The organism is Jannaschia faecimaris, assembly GCF_900107415.1.
Taxonomy (GTDB): Bacteria; Pseudomonadota; Alphaproteobacteria; order Rhodobacterales; family Rhodobacteraceae; genus Jannaschia; species Jannaschia faecimaris.
Genome location: NZ_FNPX01000006.1, coordinates 105,251 through 120,256 on the forward strand (window position 1 = coordinate 105,251; position 15,006 = coordinate 120,256).

General features: G+C 63.4%; 13 protein-coding genes and 1 pseudogene. 13 read left to right on the forward strand and 1 reads right to left on the reverse strand.

Annotated elements, in window-relative coordinates:
- Positions 1–31 precede the first annotated feature (31 nt).
- Positions 32–588 (reverse strand): annotated as a pseudogene (locus tag BLV27_RS09000) (transposase family protein); the annotation flags it as partial.
- Between the two features lie 182 nt (positions 589–770).
- On the opposite strand from BLV27_RS09000, the gene BLV27_RS09005 reads away from it, so the two are divergent.
- From BLV27_RS09005 to BLV27_RS09065, 13 genes are all read left to right on the forward strand, one after another.
- Positions 771–1,940 (forward strand): FtsW/RodA/SpoVE family cell cycle protein, encoded by a 1,170-nt coding sequence (locus BLV27_RS09005; RefSeq protein WP_092645096.1) that lies wholly within the window; start codon positions 771–773, stop codon positions 1,938–1,940.
- Positions 1,941–1,950: 10 nt separating this feature from the next.
- A complete protein-coding gene (gene murG, locus BLV27_RS09010; protein ID WP_092645098.1) occupies positions 1,951–3,045 on the forward strand; it encodes an undecaprenyldiphospho-muramoylpentapeptide beta-N-acetylglucosaminyltransferase in 1,095 nt (364 codons plus the stop codon).
- Entirely contained in the window at positions 3,042–4,442 is a 1,401-nt protein-coding gene (gene murC, locus BLV27_RS09015) for a UDP-N-acetylmuramate--L-alanine ligase (RefSeq protein ID WP_092645100.1), read from the forward strand. The genes murG and murC overlap by 4 nt, the downstream gene beginning before the upstream one ends.
- A gap of 57 nt (positions 4,443–4,499) precedes the next feature.
- Positions 4,500–4,736, forward strand: a complete 237-nt coding sequence (locus BLV27_RS09020) for a DUF2484 family protein (protein WP_092645102.1) — start codon at positions 4,500–4,502, stop codon at positions 4,734–4,736.
- Positions 4,736–5,653 (forward strand): UDP-N-acetylmuramate dehydrogenase, encoded by a 918-nt coding sequence (gene murB / locus BLV27_RS09025; protein WP_092645104.1) that lies wholly within the window; start codon positions 4,736–4,738, stop codon positions 5,651–5,653. The genes BLV27_RS09020 and murB overlap by 1 nt, the downstream gene beginning before the upstream one ends.
- Positions 5,654–5,773: 120 nt before the next feature.
- Positions 5,774–6,676: a D-alanine--D-alanine ligase gene (locus tag BLV27_RS09030; protein ID WP_244504598.1), complete on the forward strand. Its 903-nt coding sequence runs from the start codon at positions 5,774–5,776 to the stop codon at positions 6,674–6,676.
- A complete protein-coding gene (locus tag BLV27_RS09035; protein ID WP_092645108.1) occupies positions 6,664–7,578 on the forward strand; it encodes a cell division protein FtsQ/DivIB in 915 nt (304 codons plus the stop codon). The genes BLV27_RS09030 and BLV27_RS09035 overlap by 13 nt, the downstream gene beginning before the upstream one ends.
- Complete coding sequence (gene ftsA, locus BLV27_RS09040) at positions 7,575–8,903, forward strand: cell division protein FtsA (RefSeq protein WP_092645110.1); 1,329 nt, start codon at positions 7,575–7,577, stop codon at positions 8,901–8,903. The genes BLV27_RS09035 and ftsA overlap by 4 nt, the downstream gene beginning before the upstream one ends.
- A 156-nt stretch (positions 8,904–9,059) precedes the next feature.
- On the forward strand, positions 9,060–10,640 hold the full coding sequence (ftsZ, locus tag BLV27_RS09045; protein WP_092645112.1) for a cell division protein FtsZ: 1,581 nt from the start codon (positions 9,060–9,062) through the stop codon (positions 10,638–10,640).
- 331 nt (positions 10,641–10,971) lie between these two features.
- Positions 10,972–11,886, forward strand: coding sequence for a UDP-3-O-acyl-N-acetylglucosamine deacetylase (gene lpxC / locus BLV27_RS09050; RefSeq protein ID WP_092645114.1), 915 nt, complete (start codon positions 10,972–10,974; stop codon positions 11,884–11,886).
- 95 nt (positions 11,887–11,981) lie between these two features.
- Positions 11,982–12,821 carry an outer membrane protein assembly factor BamD gene (locus tag BLV27_RS09055; protein WP_092645284.1) on the forward strand — a complete coding sequence of 280 codons (840 nt, stop codon included), beginning with the start codon at positions 11,982–11,984 and terminating at the stop codon, positions 12,819–12,821.
- Between the two features lie 54 nt (positions 12,822–12,875).
- Positions 12,876–14,528: a DNA repair protein RecN gene (gene recN, locus BLV27_RS09060; protein ID WP_092645116.1), complete on the forward strand. Its 1,653-nt coding sequence runs from the start codon at positions 12,876–12,878 to the stop codon at positions 14,526–14,528.
- A 4-nt stretch (positions 14,529–14,532) separates the two neighbouring features.
- Positions 14,533–14,988 carry an ion channel gene (locus BLV27_RS09065; RefSeq protein ID WP_092645286.1) on the forward strand — a complete coding sequence of 152 codons (456 nt, stop codon included), beginning with the start codon at positions 14,533–14,535 and terminating at the stop codon, positions 14,986–14,988.
- Positions 14,989–15,006: the final 18 nt, after the last annotated feature.

Sequence of the window (15,006 nt, forward strand, 5' to 3'; positions counted from 1 at the left end):
GGTTTCGGCGAGGAGGGCCCATGAAAGAGTCCTCAGGACAGTGCTCGTGGCGAGTTGCGACACGTCGCCAGGTCTTGAGCCTGCTGCACATTATTTCGATACGGTTGCGGCGATCGTAGCCAAGCTTGTCGTATTTCACGGTGCACGTGCGCCGATAGCGTCGCTGACCTGACCGGCAGCCGCGAACAGGTTGATCGGCCGTTCGTGGCTATCGCAGATTGCATGCAGCTTGGTGTTCATACCGCCTTCGGTTCGCCCCATCAGGCGGCCAGGTGCCCCTCTTTGACGCCCGTGCTGGTCGCTGCTCGGTGGGCTATCAGGTCGATCGCGTCGATCATCACAGCCTTGTCTTGGCAGTGTTCGGCAGCCAGCCCGGCCATCATGTGGTCAAAGGCACCCTCATTACACCCGTGGTTAGGTTGATTGTGGAGCGTCTTGTGAGGGCCGCATTCCTGGGAGCATCTTGCCGGCGTAACCCATGGCGGTTGAGGAAAAATAGTTCCGTTCAGAACACGCCGTTTTTCCTCTCAGCCTTCCCTGGTTCTCGGCAAAGAAGGGGCGAATCCGCGCCACTTGATCGCCCTTCAGTCAGAAGAGATCACGCAAGACGCGCCTGTCGTCTTGGAGGGCATGGAGTACCCGACCGCGCCAAACGCGAGCAAATCAACGGGTCTTGGCCCTAGGCACTGGCGCGATTCGAATCACTGCGCTACACTCTGCGCATCAGACCCGGAAAACCGGGCGGGCAGTAAACAGATACAGGCGGTCCCATGACTGAAATCGCGCATGGCGCGGTCGTCGTCCTTCCGGGCGAGGCCATCGTTTCCCGTTGGTGGCGAACGATCGACAAGGGCGTGCTGGGTGCGCTGGTCCTTCTGTTCGCAGTTGGTCTTCTGCTCGGCTTTGCCGCGTCGGTCCCGTTGGCCGAGCGTAATGGATTGCCGCCTTTCCACTATGTCTACCGTCAGGCGATCTTCGGCAGCATGGCCTTTGCGGTGATGTTGGGCATCTCGATGATGTCGCCGCAAATGGTGCGCCGCCTCGGAGTGATCGGCTTCTTCTTCGCCGCAGCCGCCGTGATGCTGCTGCCGGTTCTGGGCACCGATTTCGGCAAAGGCGCGGTGCGTTGGTATTCGCTCGGCTTCGCCAGCGTTCAGCCGTCGGAGTTTCTGAAACCGGTCTTCATCATCATGACCGCTTGGCTCATGGCCTCCGCGAACGAACCAGGCGGCCCGCCGGGCAAGACCATCAGCTTTGCCGTGCTGATCCTCATCGTCGCGTTCCTGGCCCTGCAGCCCGATTTCGGGCAGGCCATGCTGACAATCGTGGCTTGGTCCGCCGTGTACTTCGTCGCCGGTGCGCCCATCTTTATCCTGACGGGCGTCGTCGCCTGCGTGGGATTGGTTGGCGTCCTAGCCTACAACAATTCCGAACATTTCGCCCGTCGGATCGACGGCTTCCTGAGCCCGGACGTCGATCCGCGCACGCAGATGGGCTATGCTATCGACGCGATCCGCGAAGGCGGCTTTTTCGGCACCGGCGTGAACGAGGGGCGGGTTAAATGGATTCTGCCAGACGCGCACACCGACTTCATCATCGCGGTCGCGGCTGAAGAGTACGGACTGGTGATGGTTGTTTTCATCGTGGCCCTGTTCGGGTTCATCGCCGCCCGCTGCCTGTTCCGGCTGTGCAGCGAGCGGGATACATTCATTCGTTTGGCAGGCACTGGCCTGACCGTGCTCTTGGCCAGTCAGGCATTCATCAACCTTGGCGTTGCGGTCCGCCTTTTGCCGGCCAAGGGGATGACCTTGCCCTTCGTCAGCTACGGCGGGTCTTCGCTTATCGCGATGGGAGCCTTGACCGGCATGCTCCTGTGCTTCACCCGGACCCGACCGCAGGCCGAGATCGGAGATCACCTGCTGTCGAACGGATACCGCTGAGGAGCTGCAAATGGCCGCGCCGCTGATCGTCATCGCCGCAGGGGGCACCGGGGGCCACATGTTCCCCGCGCAGGCCCTGGCCGAGGAAATGCTGGCACGCGGTTGGCGCGTAAAGCTGTCCACCGACGAACGCGGCGCGCGCTACGCGGATGGATTTCCGGACGATGTGACGATTGATATCGTTCCTGCCGCAACCTTCGCACGGGGCGGGCTTGGCGCGAAAATCGCCGTGCTGCCGAAGTTGGTGGGCGGGGTGTTTCGCGCCATGTCGGGTTTCCGCAAGGACCGGCCGCAGATCGTGGCCGGATTTGGCGGCTATCCGGCCATTCCGGCCATGGCGGCGGCCGTTTTGATGAAGCTGCCACGCATTATCCACGAACAGAACGGTGTTTTGGGGCGGGTGAACCAGATCTTCGCGACGCGCGTCGACGCCTTTGCCTGCGGGACTTGGCCAACCAAGCTTCCCGAAGGTGTCGAGGGGCAGCACACAGGCAACCCGGTGCGCGCGTCGATCCTGGCGCGGGCTGGGGCGGGGTACATCCCGCCCGGAGACTACCCGATGACCGTGCTGGTAATTGGCGGCAGCCAAGGCGCGCGCATTCTGTCGGACGAGGTGCCCGCCGCGCTTTCCGCACTGCCCGACGATCTGCGTCGGCACCTGCGGGTCGCCCAACAGGCCCGCCCCGAGGATATCGAGCGGGTTACCGAATTCTATGAACAAGCCGGCATCAGCGCAGAAATCAGGCCGTTTTTCGATGACGTCCCAAATCGCATGGCGGATGCACAATTGGTGATCTGTCGGGCGGGTGCCTCAACAGTGGCGGACCTGTCGGTCATCGGACGCCCTTCAATCCTTATCCCATATGCCGTGGCGGCGGGCGACCATCAGACCGCAAACGCCCGCGGTCTGTCGGATGCGGGTGCGGCGATCCTGCTGCCGGAGCGCAAGCTGACGCAGGCCACCCTGACCGAACAGGTCGAACTGATCCTCACCAACCCGGATGGTGCATTGCAGATGCACCGCGCGGCCATGTCCGTGGCCGTGCCCGATGCCGCGCAGCGCCTGGCGGACCTGGCTGAATATATTGCGAGCAAAGACATATGAACGCGACCAAACTTCCCCAGGCCATGGGGCCGATCCACTTTGTCGGTATCGGGGGCATCGGCATGTCCGGCATTGCCGAGGTACTCTTGTCCAATGGATTGACGGTGCAAGGGTCCGATCTGAAGGCCACGCCCATCACCGATCGCCTGGCCGACAAGGGCGCGACGATCTTCGTGGGCCAGAAGGCCGGGAACCTGGATGCGGCCGAGGTCGTCGTCATCTCCTCCGCGATCAAGCCGGGCAACCCGGAGCTGGATGCAGCGCGGGCGCGCGGCTTGCCCGTGGTACGCCGGGCCGAGATGTTGGCCGAACTGATGCGCCTGAAGTCCAACGTCGCCGTGGCGGGCACGCATGGAAAGACGACGACCACGACGATGGTCGCCGCTCTTCTGGACGCGGGGGAGTTGGACCCAACTGTCATCAACGGCGGCATCATCCACGCCTATGGCTCCAACGCGCGGCAGGGACAGGGAGAGTGGATGGTGGTCGAGGCCGACGAGAGCGACGGCACCTTCAACCGCCTGCCGGCGACGATCGCGATCGTCACCAACATAGACCCCGAGCATATGGAACACTGGGGCACGATCGAGAACCTGCGTCAGGGCTTTACCGATTTCGTTTCGGGAATCCCGTTCTACGGACTGGCTGTCTGCTGCACCGACCATGCGGAGGTGCGCGCACTTGTGGGCCGCATCACCGATCGCCGTGTGGTGACCTTTGGTTTCAACGCGCAGGCGGACGTGCGTGCCGTGAACTTGACCTACGAAGGCGGCGTGGCTCATTTCGACATTCAGCTTCAGGCCGAGGATGCCGTTATCGAAGGCTGTCGCTTGCCCATGCCCGGCGATCACAACGTGTCCAACGCCCTGTCGGCGGTGGCCGTCGCACGCGAGCTGGGCGTGCCGAGGGACGTGATCCGCGAAGGGCTGGCCAGCTTTGGCGGCGTCAATCGTCGCTTTACTCGCGTGGGCGAATGGAATGGTGTGCCGATCATCGACGACTACGGCCACCATCCGGTTGAAATCGCTGCGGTCCTGCGGGCGGCGCGGCAATCCATCGGCGATACAGGCCGCGTCATCGCGATCCACCAGCCGCATCGCTATTCGCGACTGCACTCGCTTTTCGACGACTTCTGCGGCTGTTTCAACGATGCGGACGTTGTCGGCATCGCGGATATCTATGCCGCCGGCGAGGACCCGATCGAGGGCGCGAGCCGCGACGATCTGGTGGCGGGATTGATCCGAACCGGCCATCGCCATGCCCGCGCCGTGACCAGCGAGGATGACCTGGAGCGTCTGGTGCGCGAACAGGCGCGCGATGGCGATATTATCGTATGTCTGGGGGCGGGTACGATCTCGGCCTGGGCCAATGCACTGCCCGGACGTTTGAATGGCTGAAATGGGCGAGGGGCCAGCCCCTCTCGCTCCCCGGAATATTTATGGAAAGGGGAAGCCATGGCCCTGATCGCGATTTGCCTTTGGGTCGTGTCGGCCTGGTTGCTGATGGTCTCGTTGACGGCGAAGCAGAGCTGGCCCGCGGCCTATGGGTTGATAGCAGTCGGTGTCCCCATCGTGATCTGGCTGGGTTGGTCAATGGGCTGGCTGTGGGCCGCGGGCGGGGTGGCGGTGATGATGCTGGTCCTGCGTTGGCCGCTTATCTATTCGGTCCGGTGGCTAAAGGAGAAACTGTGATGACACTGCCGGACGTGCGTGGAACGCTCACCGAGAACCGCTCGCTTGCCGATCTTACGTGGCTGCGCGTCGGGGGGGCAGCGGATGCGTTGTTCCAGCCCGCCGATATCGATGATCTCTGTACCTTTCTCAAGGCGCTCCCCGCGGATGTGGACGTTTTCCCGATGGGTGTCGGCTCCAACCTTATCGTGCGTGACGGGGGGCTGCGCGCCGTCGTTGTGCGATTGGGGCGCGGGTTCAATCCGGTCGAGGTCGACGGGGCGCAGGTGTACGCCGGGGCCGCCGCGTTGGATGCTCACGTGGCGCGTAAGGCCGCACAGGCGGGGCGAGACCTTACCTTTCTGCGGACCATCCCCGGCTCTATCGGTGGTGCGGTCAAGATGAACGCGGGCTGCTATGGCAGCTATGTCGCCGACTACCTTGTCGAAGTTCAGGCGGTGGCAAGAACCGGTGAGGTCATAACGATCCCGGCCGCCGACCTGCATTTTGCCTACCGTTCGAGCCGGGTGCCTGAGGGCGCGATTGTGACGCGCGCCACCTTCCGCGCCGAGGCGGGCGAGCCAGCCGCGCTGGAGGAGCGGATGAAGGATCAGCTTGCCAAGCGCGACGCGACCCAACCCACGCGTGATCGCAGTGCCGGTTCGACGTTTCGCAACCCCGCCGGCTTTAGCTCCACCGGGCGCGTGGATGACACGCACGACCTGAAGGCCTGGAAGCTGATTGATGACGCGGGGCTTCGCGGGGCGACGCGGGGCGGGGCGATCATGTCGCCCAAACACTCGAACTTCCTTGTCAATGCCGGAGGTGCCACCGCTGCCGATTTGGAGGGCCTGGGAGAAGAGGTGCGGAAAAAGGTTTTCGAGAACAGCGGATTCACGCTAGAATGGGAAATCATGAGGGTGGGCGAACCACTCTGAGAGCGGGCCGGAGAGCCCACAGTCCCGAACGGCCCGTCAGAGGCTGGGACATTAAGAAGGTCGGGGCGCAATGATCCCGGCACGAGGCGCAGGAATTCGGGTATGTCGGGCAGGACACCCATGCATGTTGCCGTCCTCATGGGCGGCCCTTCGGCAGAACGAGAGGTCAGCCTCTCGACAGCACGCGGCTGCGCGGACGCCTTGCGGGGTGAGGGGTTCAAGGTGACCGAACTGGACGCCGGGGCAAATGGTGGCCCAGAATTGGTGGCGCGGCTGCAACAGGTTGCACCCGATGTTGTGTTCAATGCGTTGCATGGCCGTTGGGGCGAAGATGGCTGCATTCAGGGTCTGCTGGAGTGGATCCGAATTCCCTACACCCATTCAGGCGTGCTGGCATCGGCCCTTGCGATGGACAAGGCCCGGACCAAGGACGTGTATCGCAGCGCCGGCTTACCGGTGATGCAAAGCCGGATCGTTTCCAAGTCCGAGGCGATGGCCGGGCATATCCTGCCGTTGCCCTATGTGGTGAAGCCGAACAACGAAGGCTCCTCGGTCGGGATCTACATCGTGACCGAGGGCGAACCGCCGGTTCTGGCGGACACGATGCCGGACATGGTGATGGTCGAGACCTACGCACCGGGACGCGAACTGACCTGCACAGTACTGGGTGAGCGCGCTCTGGCGGTGACCGAGATACACATGGACGGCTGGTACGATTACGAGGCGAAATATGCCCCCGGCGGCAGCCGCCACTCGGTTCCCGCCGATCTTCCACCGGACATAACCGCCGCGTGCCAGTCCTTCGCTTTGCGGGCGCACAAGGCACTTGGCTGTCGGTCGATCAGTCGGACGGATTTCCGCTGGGACGACACGCGCGGGCTGGACGGCCTCATCCTGCTGGAGACGAACACGCAACCGGGCATGACGCCCACCTCTTTGACGCCCGAACAGGCCGAGCAGGCCGGTATCAGCTTTGGGGCGCTTTGTGCGCAACTGGTGGCGGAGGCGTCATGCGACCGGTGAAGATGCCCGCCCCCAAAGCCACGCGCGCAACCACGGACCCCGCGCCGTCACGTTGGCAGTACCGGATGCAGCGGCTGTGGCTGACCCCGTTGTTCCGGGCGATGGTTCGGACCGGAATACCCAGCTTTGGTTTTGTCATCCTGGTTACCTGGTACATCAATGACGACGCGCGCATCATCGCCATGGTCGATTGGTACGAAGGCACCGTGAGTGCGGTGCAGGATCGGCCCGAGTTCATGGTTTCCCTTCTGCGCATAGAGGGGGCTAGCGTAGACCTGCAGGACGATATTCAGGAGGCTTTGGCCATCGACCTGCCGCTGTCGCAGTTCAAGCTCGACATGGATGCCCTGCGCGACAAACTGGTCAGCCTGGACCCGGTTCTGGACGCCGAGGTGCGGGTTAAATCCGGGGGCGTGCTGCTGCTCAAGGTGACCGAGCGGACGCCCGCCGTCGCATGGCAGACCGATGGCGGGGTCGAGGTGCTGGACGCGACGGGCCACCGGGTCGCAACGCTTCAAAGTCTGGAAGCCGCCGGCGCGCTTCCCTTGATTGCGGGTCGCGGTGCGCAAGAGGTCGTCCCCGAGGCGTTGACGCTGATCGACGCCGCACGCCCGATCAATGACCGGCTGGTCGGTTTGAACCGGATTGGCAACCGCCGCTGGGATGTTGTGCTGACCGATAATCAGATCATCGCCCTGCCTGAAACGGCCCCCGTCGCCGCGCTTGACCGTGCGCTTGCGATGCATGCCGCCAAGGAGGTGCTGTCGCGCGACGTCCGTGTTGTCGACTTGCGAATTTCCGATCGCCCCGTCCTGCGTCTTTCGCTCGAAGCCCGCCAGGAGCTAAAGGGCATCCAGGATTTGGAACGTCTTTCACTTGACCATTCGGAGGGGGACCAATGAGCCGTCTGTTCCACGCACAGCGCGCGATGCGCCGCAAACGTCAGGCCGCCCTTCAGCGAGGCGTCGTTGCCATTCTGGACGTAGGCACCTTCAAGACCGCGTGCCTTGTCCTGCGCTTCGAGGAAAACACACCGCAGGGGGAAGGCGTCGGCCACATGGCCGGGCAGTCAAACTTCCGCGTCATAGGGGCCACCACGACCCGGTCGCGGGGCATTCGCAATGGCGAAGTAGATGCCATGCCCGAGACGGAGCGCGCGATCCGCACCGCGGTCCAAGGCGCGCAGAAGATGGCCAATGTCCGCGTCGACCACGTCATCGCGTGTTTTTCCGGCGGACGACCGACGTCCTGGCCCCTGTCAGGGGAGGTGATGCTGGATGCGGGGCCCTGCACCGTGCACGACGTAGGCCGTGTCCTGTCGTCGATCGACGCGCCTGACATCGGACCTGGGCGCGAGGTGCTGCACGCGCAGCCCGTGAATTTCGGCATCGATCACCGGACCACCTTGCGCGACCCGCGGGGCCAGACCGGAGAAATGCTGCGTGCCGACATGCACCTGCTGAGCGTCGACGCCCACGCGATCGAGAATCTGCTGACCTGTATCCACCGCTGCGACCTGGAACTGGCGGGCCTGGCCTCTGCGCCCTATGCCGCCGCCACCTCCGCGTTGGTCGAGGACGAAAAGGAACTGGGGGCCGCCTGTATCGACATGGGGGCGGGCACCACCGGCATCTCCATCTTCATGCGCAAGCACATGGTCTTTGCCGACACGGTGCCGTTCGGCGGCGCGCATGTGACCTCCGATATTTCGCAGGGCCTGCGGATTCCCGCTCAGATGGCCGAGATGATCAAGTGCCGCTACGGCGGGGTCCACGCCACGGGCATGGACGACCGGGAGTTGATCGCGTTGGAGGCCGACACCGGCGATTGGCACCATGATCGCCGATCCGTCACGCGAACGGAGTTGATCGGGATCATCCGCCCTAGGGTCGAGGAAATCCTTGAAGATGCCCGGGTACGCCTTGATGCGGCCGGGTTCGGTGACCTGCCTAGTCAGCGCATCGTGCTGACCGGCGGGGCTTCGCAGATACCGGGTTTGGACCAATTGGCGGGACGTATCCTGGGGAACCAGGTCCGTCTGGGTCGGCCCTTGCGTGTGCACGGATTGCCCGAGGCGGCCAAGGGGCCGGCCTTCGCGGCCTGCGTTGGCCTTTGTATGCAGGGGGCCGAACCGCAAGATGAATTCTGGGACTTCGATGCCGTGCCGGAGCGGACTTCTGGCCGGTCGATCCGCCGCGCGATGCGGTGGTTCAAGGACAATTGGTAGGCCGCTTCCAGGTGATTGCCGCATTTTTGCCGCAATTGGACAGTGGCGATTCGTTTTTTGGGTGACGTGCTGAATCAAAGGCGTTACATTCGCTGTAACAACGCGGGAAACGCGAAAACGGCCTGAGGCGGGCCCCAAGTACAGGTGGACAGAGCTATGACATTGAATCTCACCATGCCCGGCACGACCGCGGAGGCCGACTTGCGTCCGCGCATTACCGTTTTCGGTGTGGGCGGCGCGGGCGGCAATGCCGTTAACAACATGATCCAGAAGGACCTGGAGGGTGTCGAGTTCGTCGTGGCGAACACCGATGCGCAGGCGCTGGCCCAGAACGCCGCGCAGTCCCGCATCCAGCTTGGTGCCCGCGTCACCGAAGGTTTGGGCGCAGGTGCCCGCCCGCAGGTCGGCGCATCCGCAGCCGAGGAAACGATCGAGGAAATCGTAGACTGTCTTGCTGGCGCGCACATGTGCTTCATCACTGCCGGCATGGGCGGCGGTACCGGCACGGGTGCTGCCCCGATCATCGCGCAGGCGGCGCGTGAACTTGGCATCCTCACTGTCGGCGTCGTGACCAAGCCGTTCCAGTTCGAGGGCTCCAAGCGCATGCGTCAGGCCGAGGAGGGCGTCGAAGCCCTGCAGAAGGTCGTGGACACGCTGATCATCATTCCCAACCAGAACCTGTTCCGCCTGGCCAACGAGAAGACGACCTTCACCGAGGCGTTCTCCATGGCCGACGACGTTCTGTACCAGGGCGTCAAGGGTGTGACCGACCTGATGGTCCGTCCGGGGATGATCAATCTCGACTTTGCGGACGTCCGCTCGGTCATGGACGAGATGGGCAAGGCCATGATGGGGACCGGCGAAGCCGAGGGCGAGGATCGCGCCGTCGAAGCCGCCGAGAAGGCCATCGCCAACCCGCTTCTGGACGAGCTGTCGCTGTCTGGTGCCAAGGGTGTTCTGATCAACATCACCGGCGGTCACGACCTGACCCTGTTCGAGATGGACGAAGCTGCCAACCGCATCCGCAAGGAAGTGGACGAAGACGCCAACATCATCGTCGGCTCTACGCTGGATCCCTCCATGGAAGGCATCATGCGTGTCTCGGTCGTCGCGACCGGCATCGACGCGCAGGCCTCCAGTGCGGCCGAGCCGATGCCCCGCCGCCGCATGTCTGCCGAGCCTGTTGCCCGGACCGAGGCTCCCGCACCCGCTGAGGCTCCGGCCCCCGTTGTGGCCGAAAACCGTGTCGACGCCCCCGTCGCCCGCACCGAGCCGGAAGCACCAAGCTTTTTCGATGCGGTTGATCAGCACGAAGCCGAGGAGGCCGAGGCCGCAGATGATTTCTTCGGCCAACAGGATTCTGATGACCTTCCGGCTCCGGCTTATACACCGGCCTCGGCTCCTCCGCCCGTTCACGCGGCCGAGGCACCGCAAACCGCCTTCACCGCGCCGCGCCCCGCCGGTGGGCCGTCGCCCGAAGCCATGGACCGTTTGCGCGCCGCCGTCAGCAAGGGCGAGCGCGGCATCGCCGCAGACGCGCCGCGTGCGCCGCAGCATGGCGAAGGTCGCTTTGGCATCGGATCGCTGATCAATCGCATGACGGGTACCGCCGCTGACACGCCGGTTCATCGTCCTGCCGCCGGGCAACCTTCGGCCCGCGCGCCCGAAACTCAGGCTGCGCCCGAGGAAGATGAGCGCATCGAAATTCCCGCTTTCCTGCGCCGACAGGCCAACTGAAGCGGTTCCGAGGCCCAAGACGAAGCTGACGGCGGCCCTCCGGGGCCGCCGTTTTTCGTTCGGCTTCTGATATTTCTCGTCAACGTGTCTTCACTCTTGCCGGACAGTATAGGATTTTTCGCTGGTTTGACGGACTTCCAAGCGTCAGAAAGTATTGAATAAATATCGGAATTACGCCTTCTAGGCAGGTTTTCGCCCACGTGTGTTGCATGGCTGTTTCAGCCCGTAACAGGCGTTGAATTGCAGTGACGCGGCCTGTCGCATACCCAAAAATTGAGCAGAGGACCGTCCCTCTCGGGGCGCATAAATCGAACCAAGCTTGGGTGTAACCATGCAGACCACGATCAAGGACATCGTCCGTTTCGAAGGCACGGGCTTGCACGCCGGTCAGCCTGCGCGCCTGTCGGTACATCCAGCCCCTGCGCATCATGGTATCTGGTTCCGGCGAACCGACCTCGACGGCAATACGATGATTGCCGCGCGCCACGATGCCGTCGAGGCATCACCGCTTTGCACGCTTCTAGTGAACGAGGCCGGGGTGTCTGTATCCACGGTGGAACACGTCATGGCGGCGCTTGCCGGGTGCGGTATTCACAATGCAATCATCGATATCGACGGCCCTGAGGTTCCCATTCTTGACGGCTCGGCCGCGGGGTTCGTGCGCAAATTTCTATCGACCGGCGTGCGCCGTTTGAACGCACCCGTTCACGCGATCGAGGTGCTGCGCCGTGTCCACGTGGCCGACGGCATGGTTTCTGCAACGCTGACGCCGGCGGAAGAACTTGAGATCGACTTCGCGATCGATTTCGCCGATGCCGCCATCGGCCGTCAGCATAAGGTGCTGCGCCTGTCGAACGGGACGTTCGTGCGCGAACTTTGCGACAGTCGCACCTTTTGCCGCCAGGCCGATGTCGATGCGATGCGCGCTGCAGGCAAGGCGCTCGGTGGATCACTCGCCAATGCGGTGGTCGTTGATGGGGCCCGCGTGGTAAATCCCGAAGGCTTCCGCCACACCGATGAGGCCGTGCGCCACAAGATGCTCGACGCATTGGGCGATCTGGCGCTTGCCGGCGCGCCGATTCTTGGTCGCTATACCGGCGTCCGCGCGGGCCACGCGATGACGAACCGGGTTCTGCGCGCGCTGTTTGCCGACCCGCTGGCCTATCGAATCCGCACGTTGGCACCCGAAGAATGCCGTATCCTGCCCGGTGCCGGGTTGGAGCGTGATGTGTTCGCCCACCTCTAGGACCGGATTTCGCCGGTGCGGTGCTTCACAGCCCCCGGTTGCTGCACTAAGGTGCGCAGAGGTGCCTGCAAGGCACGGGGCAGGGAATGGAACGCATGACGGACCGGCAACGATTTCGCATCGGTAAATCACTGGCAACGCTTACCCTTTGTGGGGCGTTGGCCGCCTGTGGTGGAAGCGATGAAAAAGCCCTTGAAGACACCTCCGCCGAGACGATCTTCACCCGCGCCGAACTTGAACTGGCAAGCGGAGACGCGGACGACGCCGCGCGGCTTTTCGCGGAGATCGAGCGGCTCTATCCTTATTCCGAGTTTGCCAAGCGTGGCCTGATCATGCAGGCTTTCGCCTATCACAAGGATCGGGACTACGAGAATGCGCGCTCTGCTGCGCAGCGGTTCATCGATTTCTATCCCGCGGACGAAGATGCGGCCTATGCACAGTATTTGCTTGCGCTGTCGTACTACGATCAAATTGATCAGGTCGGGCGTGACCAGGGGCTGACCTTCCAGGCGCTACAAAGCCTGCGTACCGTAATTGAGCGGTATCCCGAGAGCGAGTACGCTCGCTCCTCGATCCTCAAGTTCGATTTGGCCTTCGACCATCTCGCCGCCAAAGAGATGGAGATCGGACGTTATTATCTCAAGCGACGCCACTTTCCCGCCGCCATAAACCGGTTTCGCGCCGTGGTGGAAGAATTTCAGACCACAACCCACACGCCCGAAGCGCTGCTTCGTCTGGTGGAGGCCTACCTTTCACTTGGCCTGACTGACGAGGCACAGACTGCCGGGGCAATTCTGGGGTACAACTTCCAGTCGTCGCCCTTCTATGACGATGCCTTCCGTCAACTGTCGGGGCAGGGACTCGCGCCCGAGGCGCGGGGAACCGGCTGGCTCAGCGATGTTTATCGCCGCACGATTCAAGGTCGTTGGTTGTAGCGGGTATGGCTGACCAGTCTCGCCAATCCGGTCTGTGGGCGTTAACTGAACGATATGCTTCGCAGCCTTGAAATTCGTGACATGCTCATCATCGACCGGTTGTCGCTGGACTTCCGGCCCGGTCTGAACGTTCTGACCGGAGAGACGGGCGCGGGCAAATCGATCCTGCTGGACAGTCTGGGCTTTGTGTTGGGGTGGCGTGGCCGGGCAGAACTGGTACGACAGGGTGCGGCGCAGGGCGAAGTTACTGCCAGCTTCGATCTACCTGCCGATCATCCAGCGCGCGCCGTTCTAACCGAGTACGAGATTGGTGCCGATGACGACGAACTGCTGTTGCGCCGCGTGAACAGCCGCGACGGGCGCAAGACGGCCTGGGTCAACGGCACTCGCGTGACAGGCGAGGTGCTGCGCGCCTTGTCCGACACTTTGCTGGAACTGCATGGGCAGCATGATGACCGCGGTCTGCTTGATGTTCGCGGACACCGGTCACTGCTTGATGACTTCGCCGGGTCCGACCTGACAACCGTGTCGCAAGCATGGTCGAGGTTGAGCCTTGCCCGGCGGACCCAGAAATTGGCTGAAGCCAAGCGCGACGAAGCCAAGAAAGAGGAAGACTTCCTGCGCCATGCCGTCGCCGAATTTGACGCGCTGGAGCCGGAGGCCGGCGAAGAGGCGGAACTTGATGCTCGTCGTCGGCTGATGCAGGGGGCCGAGAAGATCCGTGCCGATGTGGCCAAGGCACTGAACGCCATCGGGCCGCAGGGGGCGGAGGGGCAGATGCTCGATGCGACCCGTTGGCTGGAAGATGCAACGGACGATGCAGCCGAGACGCTAACCCCGGCCATTGACGCGCTGAACCGCGCGATGGTCGAATTGGGCGAGGCGCAGGCCGGGGTCGAAAGCTGTCTTGATGCGCTTGCTTTCAATCCAAGCGATCTTGAAGATGCAGAGGAACGGCTCTTCGCGATCCGCGCCATGGCCCGCAAGCATGGGGTGCAGCCCGATGACTTGCCGACGTTCGCGGCGGACCTGCGCGAGCGGCTCGACCTGCTGGACGCCTCCGAAGGCAGCCTGCCAAAGCTGAAGGCCGCCGCCGAAGCCGCGCAAGCCGCGTATGATGCCGCCGCCGCAGATCTGAGCGCAAAGCGCACCAAGGCGGCCAAGGCACTTGATGCCGCAATGGCAGGGGAACTGGCTCCACTCAAAATGGACCGCGCCACGTTCACGACCAATGTCACCCCCGCCACAGCCGGTCCCGAAGGGGCGGACGAAGTTGCATTCGAAGTCTCTACCAACCCCGGCGCGCCGTCCGGGCCGTTGAACAAGATTGCCTCTGGTGGCGAACTCAGCCGCTTTTTGTTGGCGCTTAAGGTCTGCCTGACGGGCGGTGAGCGCGCGCTGACGCTGATTTTCGATGAGATTGACCGTGGCGTGGGCGGGGCGACTGCGGACGCGGTCGGGCGCCGGCTGAAGGCATTGGCCGATGGCGGGCAGGTCCTTGTGGTGACCCATTCGCCGCAAGTCGCGGCCCTCGGGGCGCATCACTGGAGGGTGGAGAAGCGCGTGGAGAAGGATATCACCACCTCCACCGTTACTCCGGTTGCTGAAACCGAACGCCTGGATGAAATCGCCCGTATGCTGGCCGGTGACACGATCACCGATGCCGCCCGCGGGGCGGCACAGGCGCTTCTGGACGCGGCGGCCTGAAGGGGTGTTGCTCCAGCTGATCCTTGGCAGTGCACTCATCGTGGCGACGGCGGTGATGGTCGCCCCCGCATGGTGGGCGCTGGAGCTTATGCTGATCCGGATGAAGCCGTGGATGGCGCGCCCGCCGCATGGGATCAAGCTGATGGCGACGCTTTGCCTGACAATGCTCTGGTCGATGCTGATGGTCACCGGGGCGGTCTGGATCTGGGCTCTTGCACTGCTCGGGCTCGGTGTCTTCTCGACCCTCGAACTTTCGATCTATTTCGCGCTCGTGTCATTCACCACGCTGGGGTTCGGCGATGTCCTGCTGCCGGTGGAGTGGCGTATCCTGGGGGCTCTTTCGGCGGCGAACGGCCTGCTGATCTTCGGGATTCTGACCGCGATGCTGGTCGAGACGATGCGCCAGGTTCGTCAGTCGCAGCGTCTCGTGAACCTGCGGCGCGATCAGGCAGTCGACTAGACAAACACCGCGCGCGTA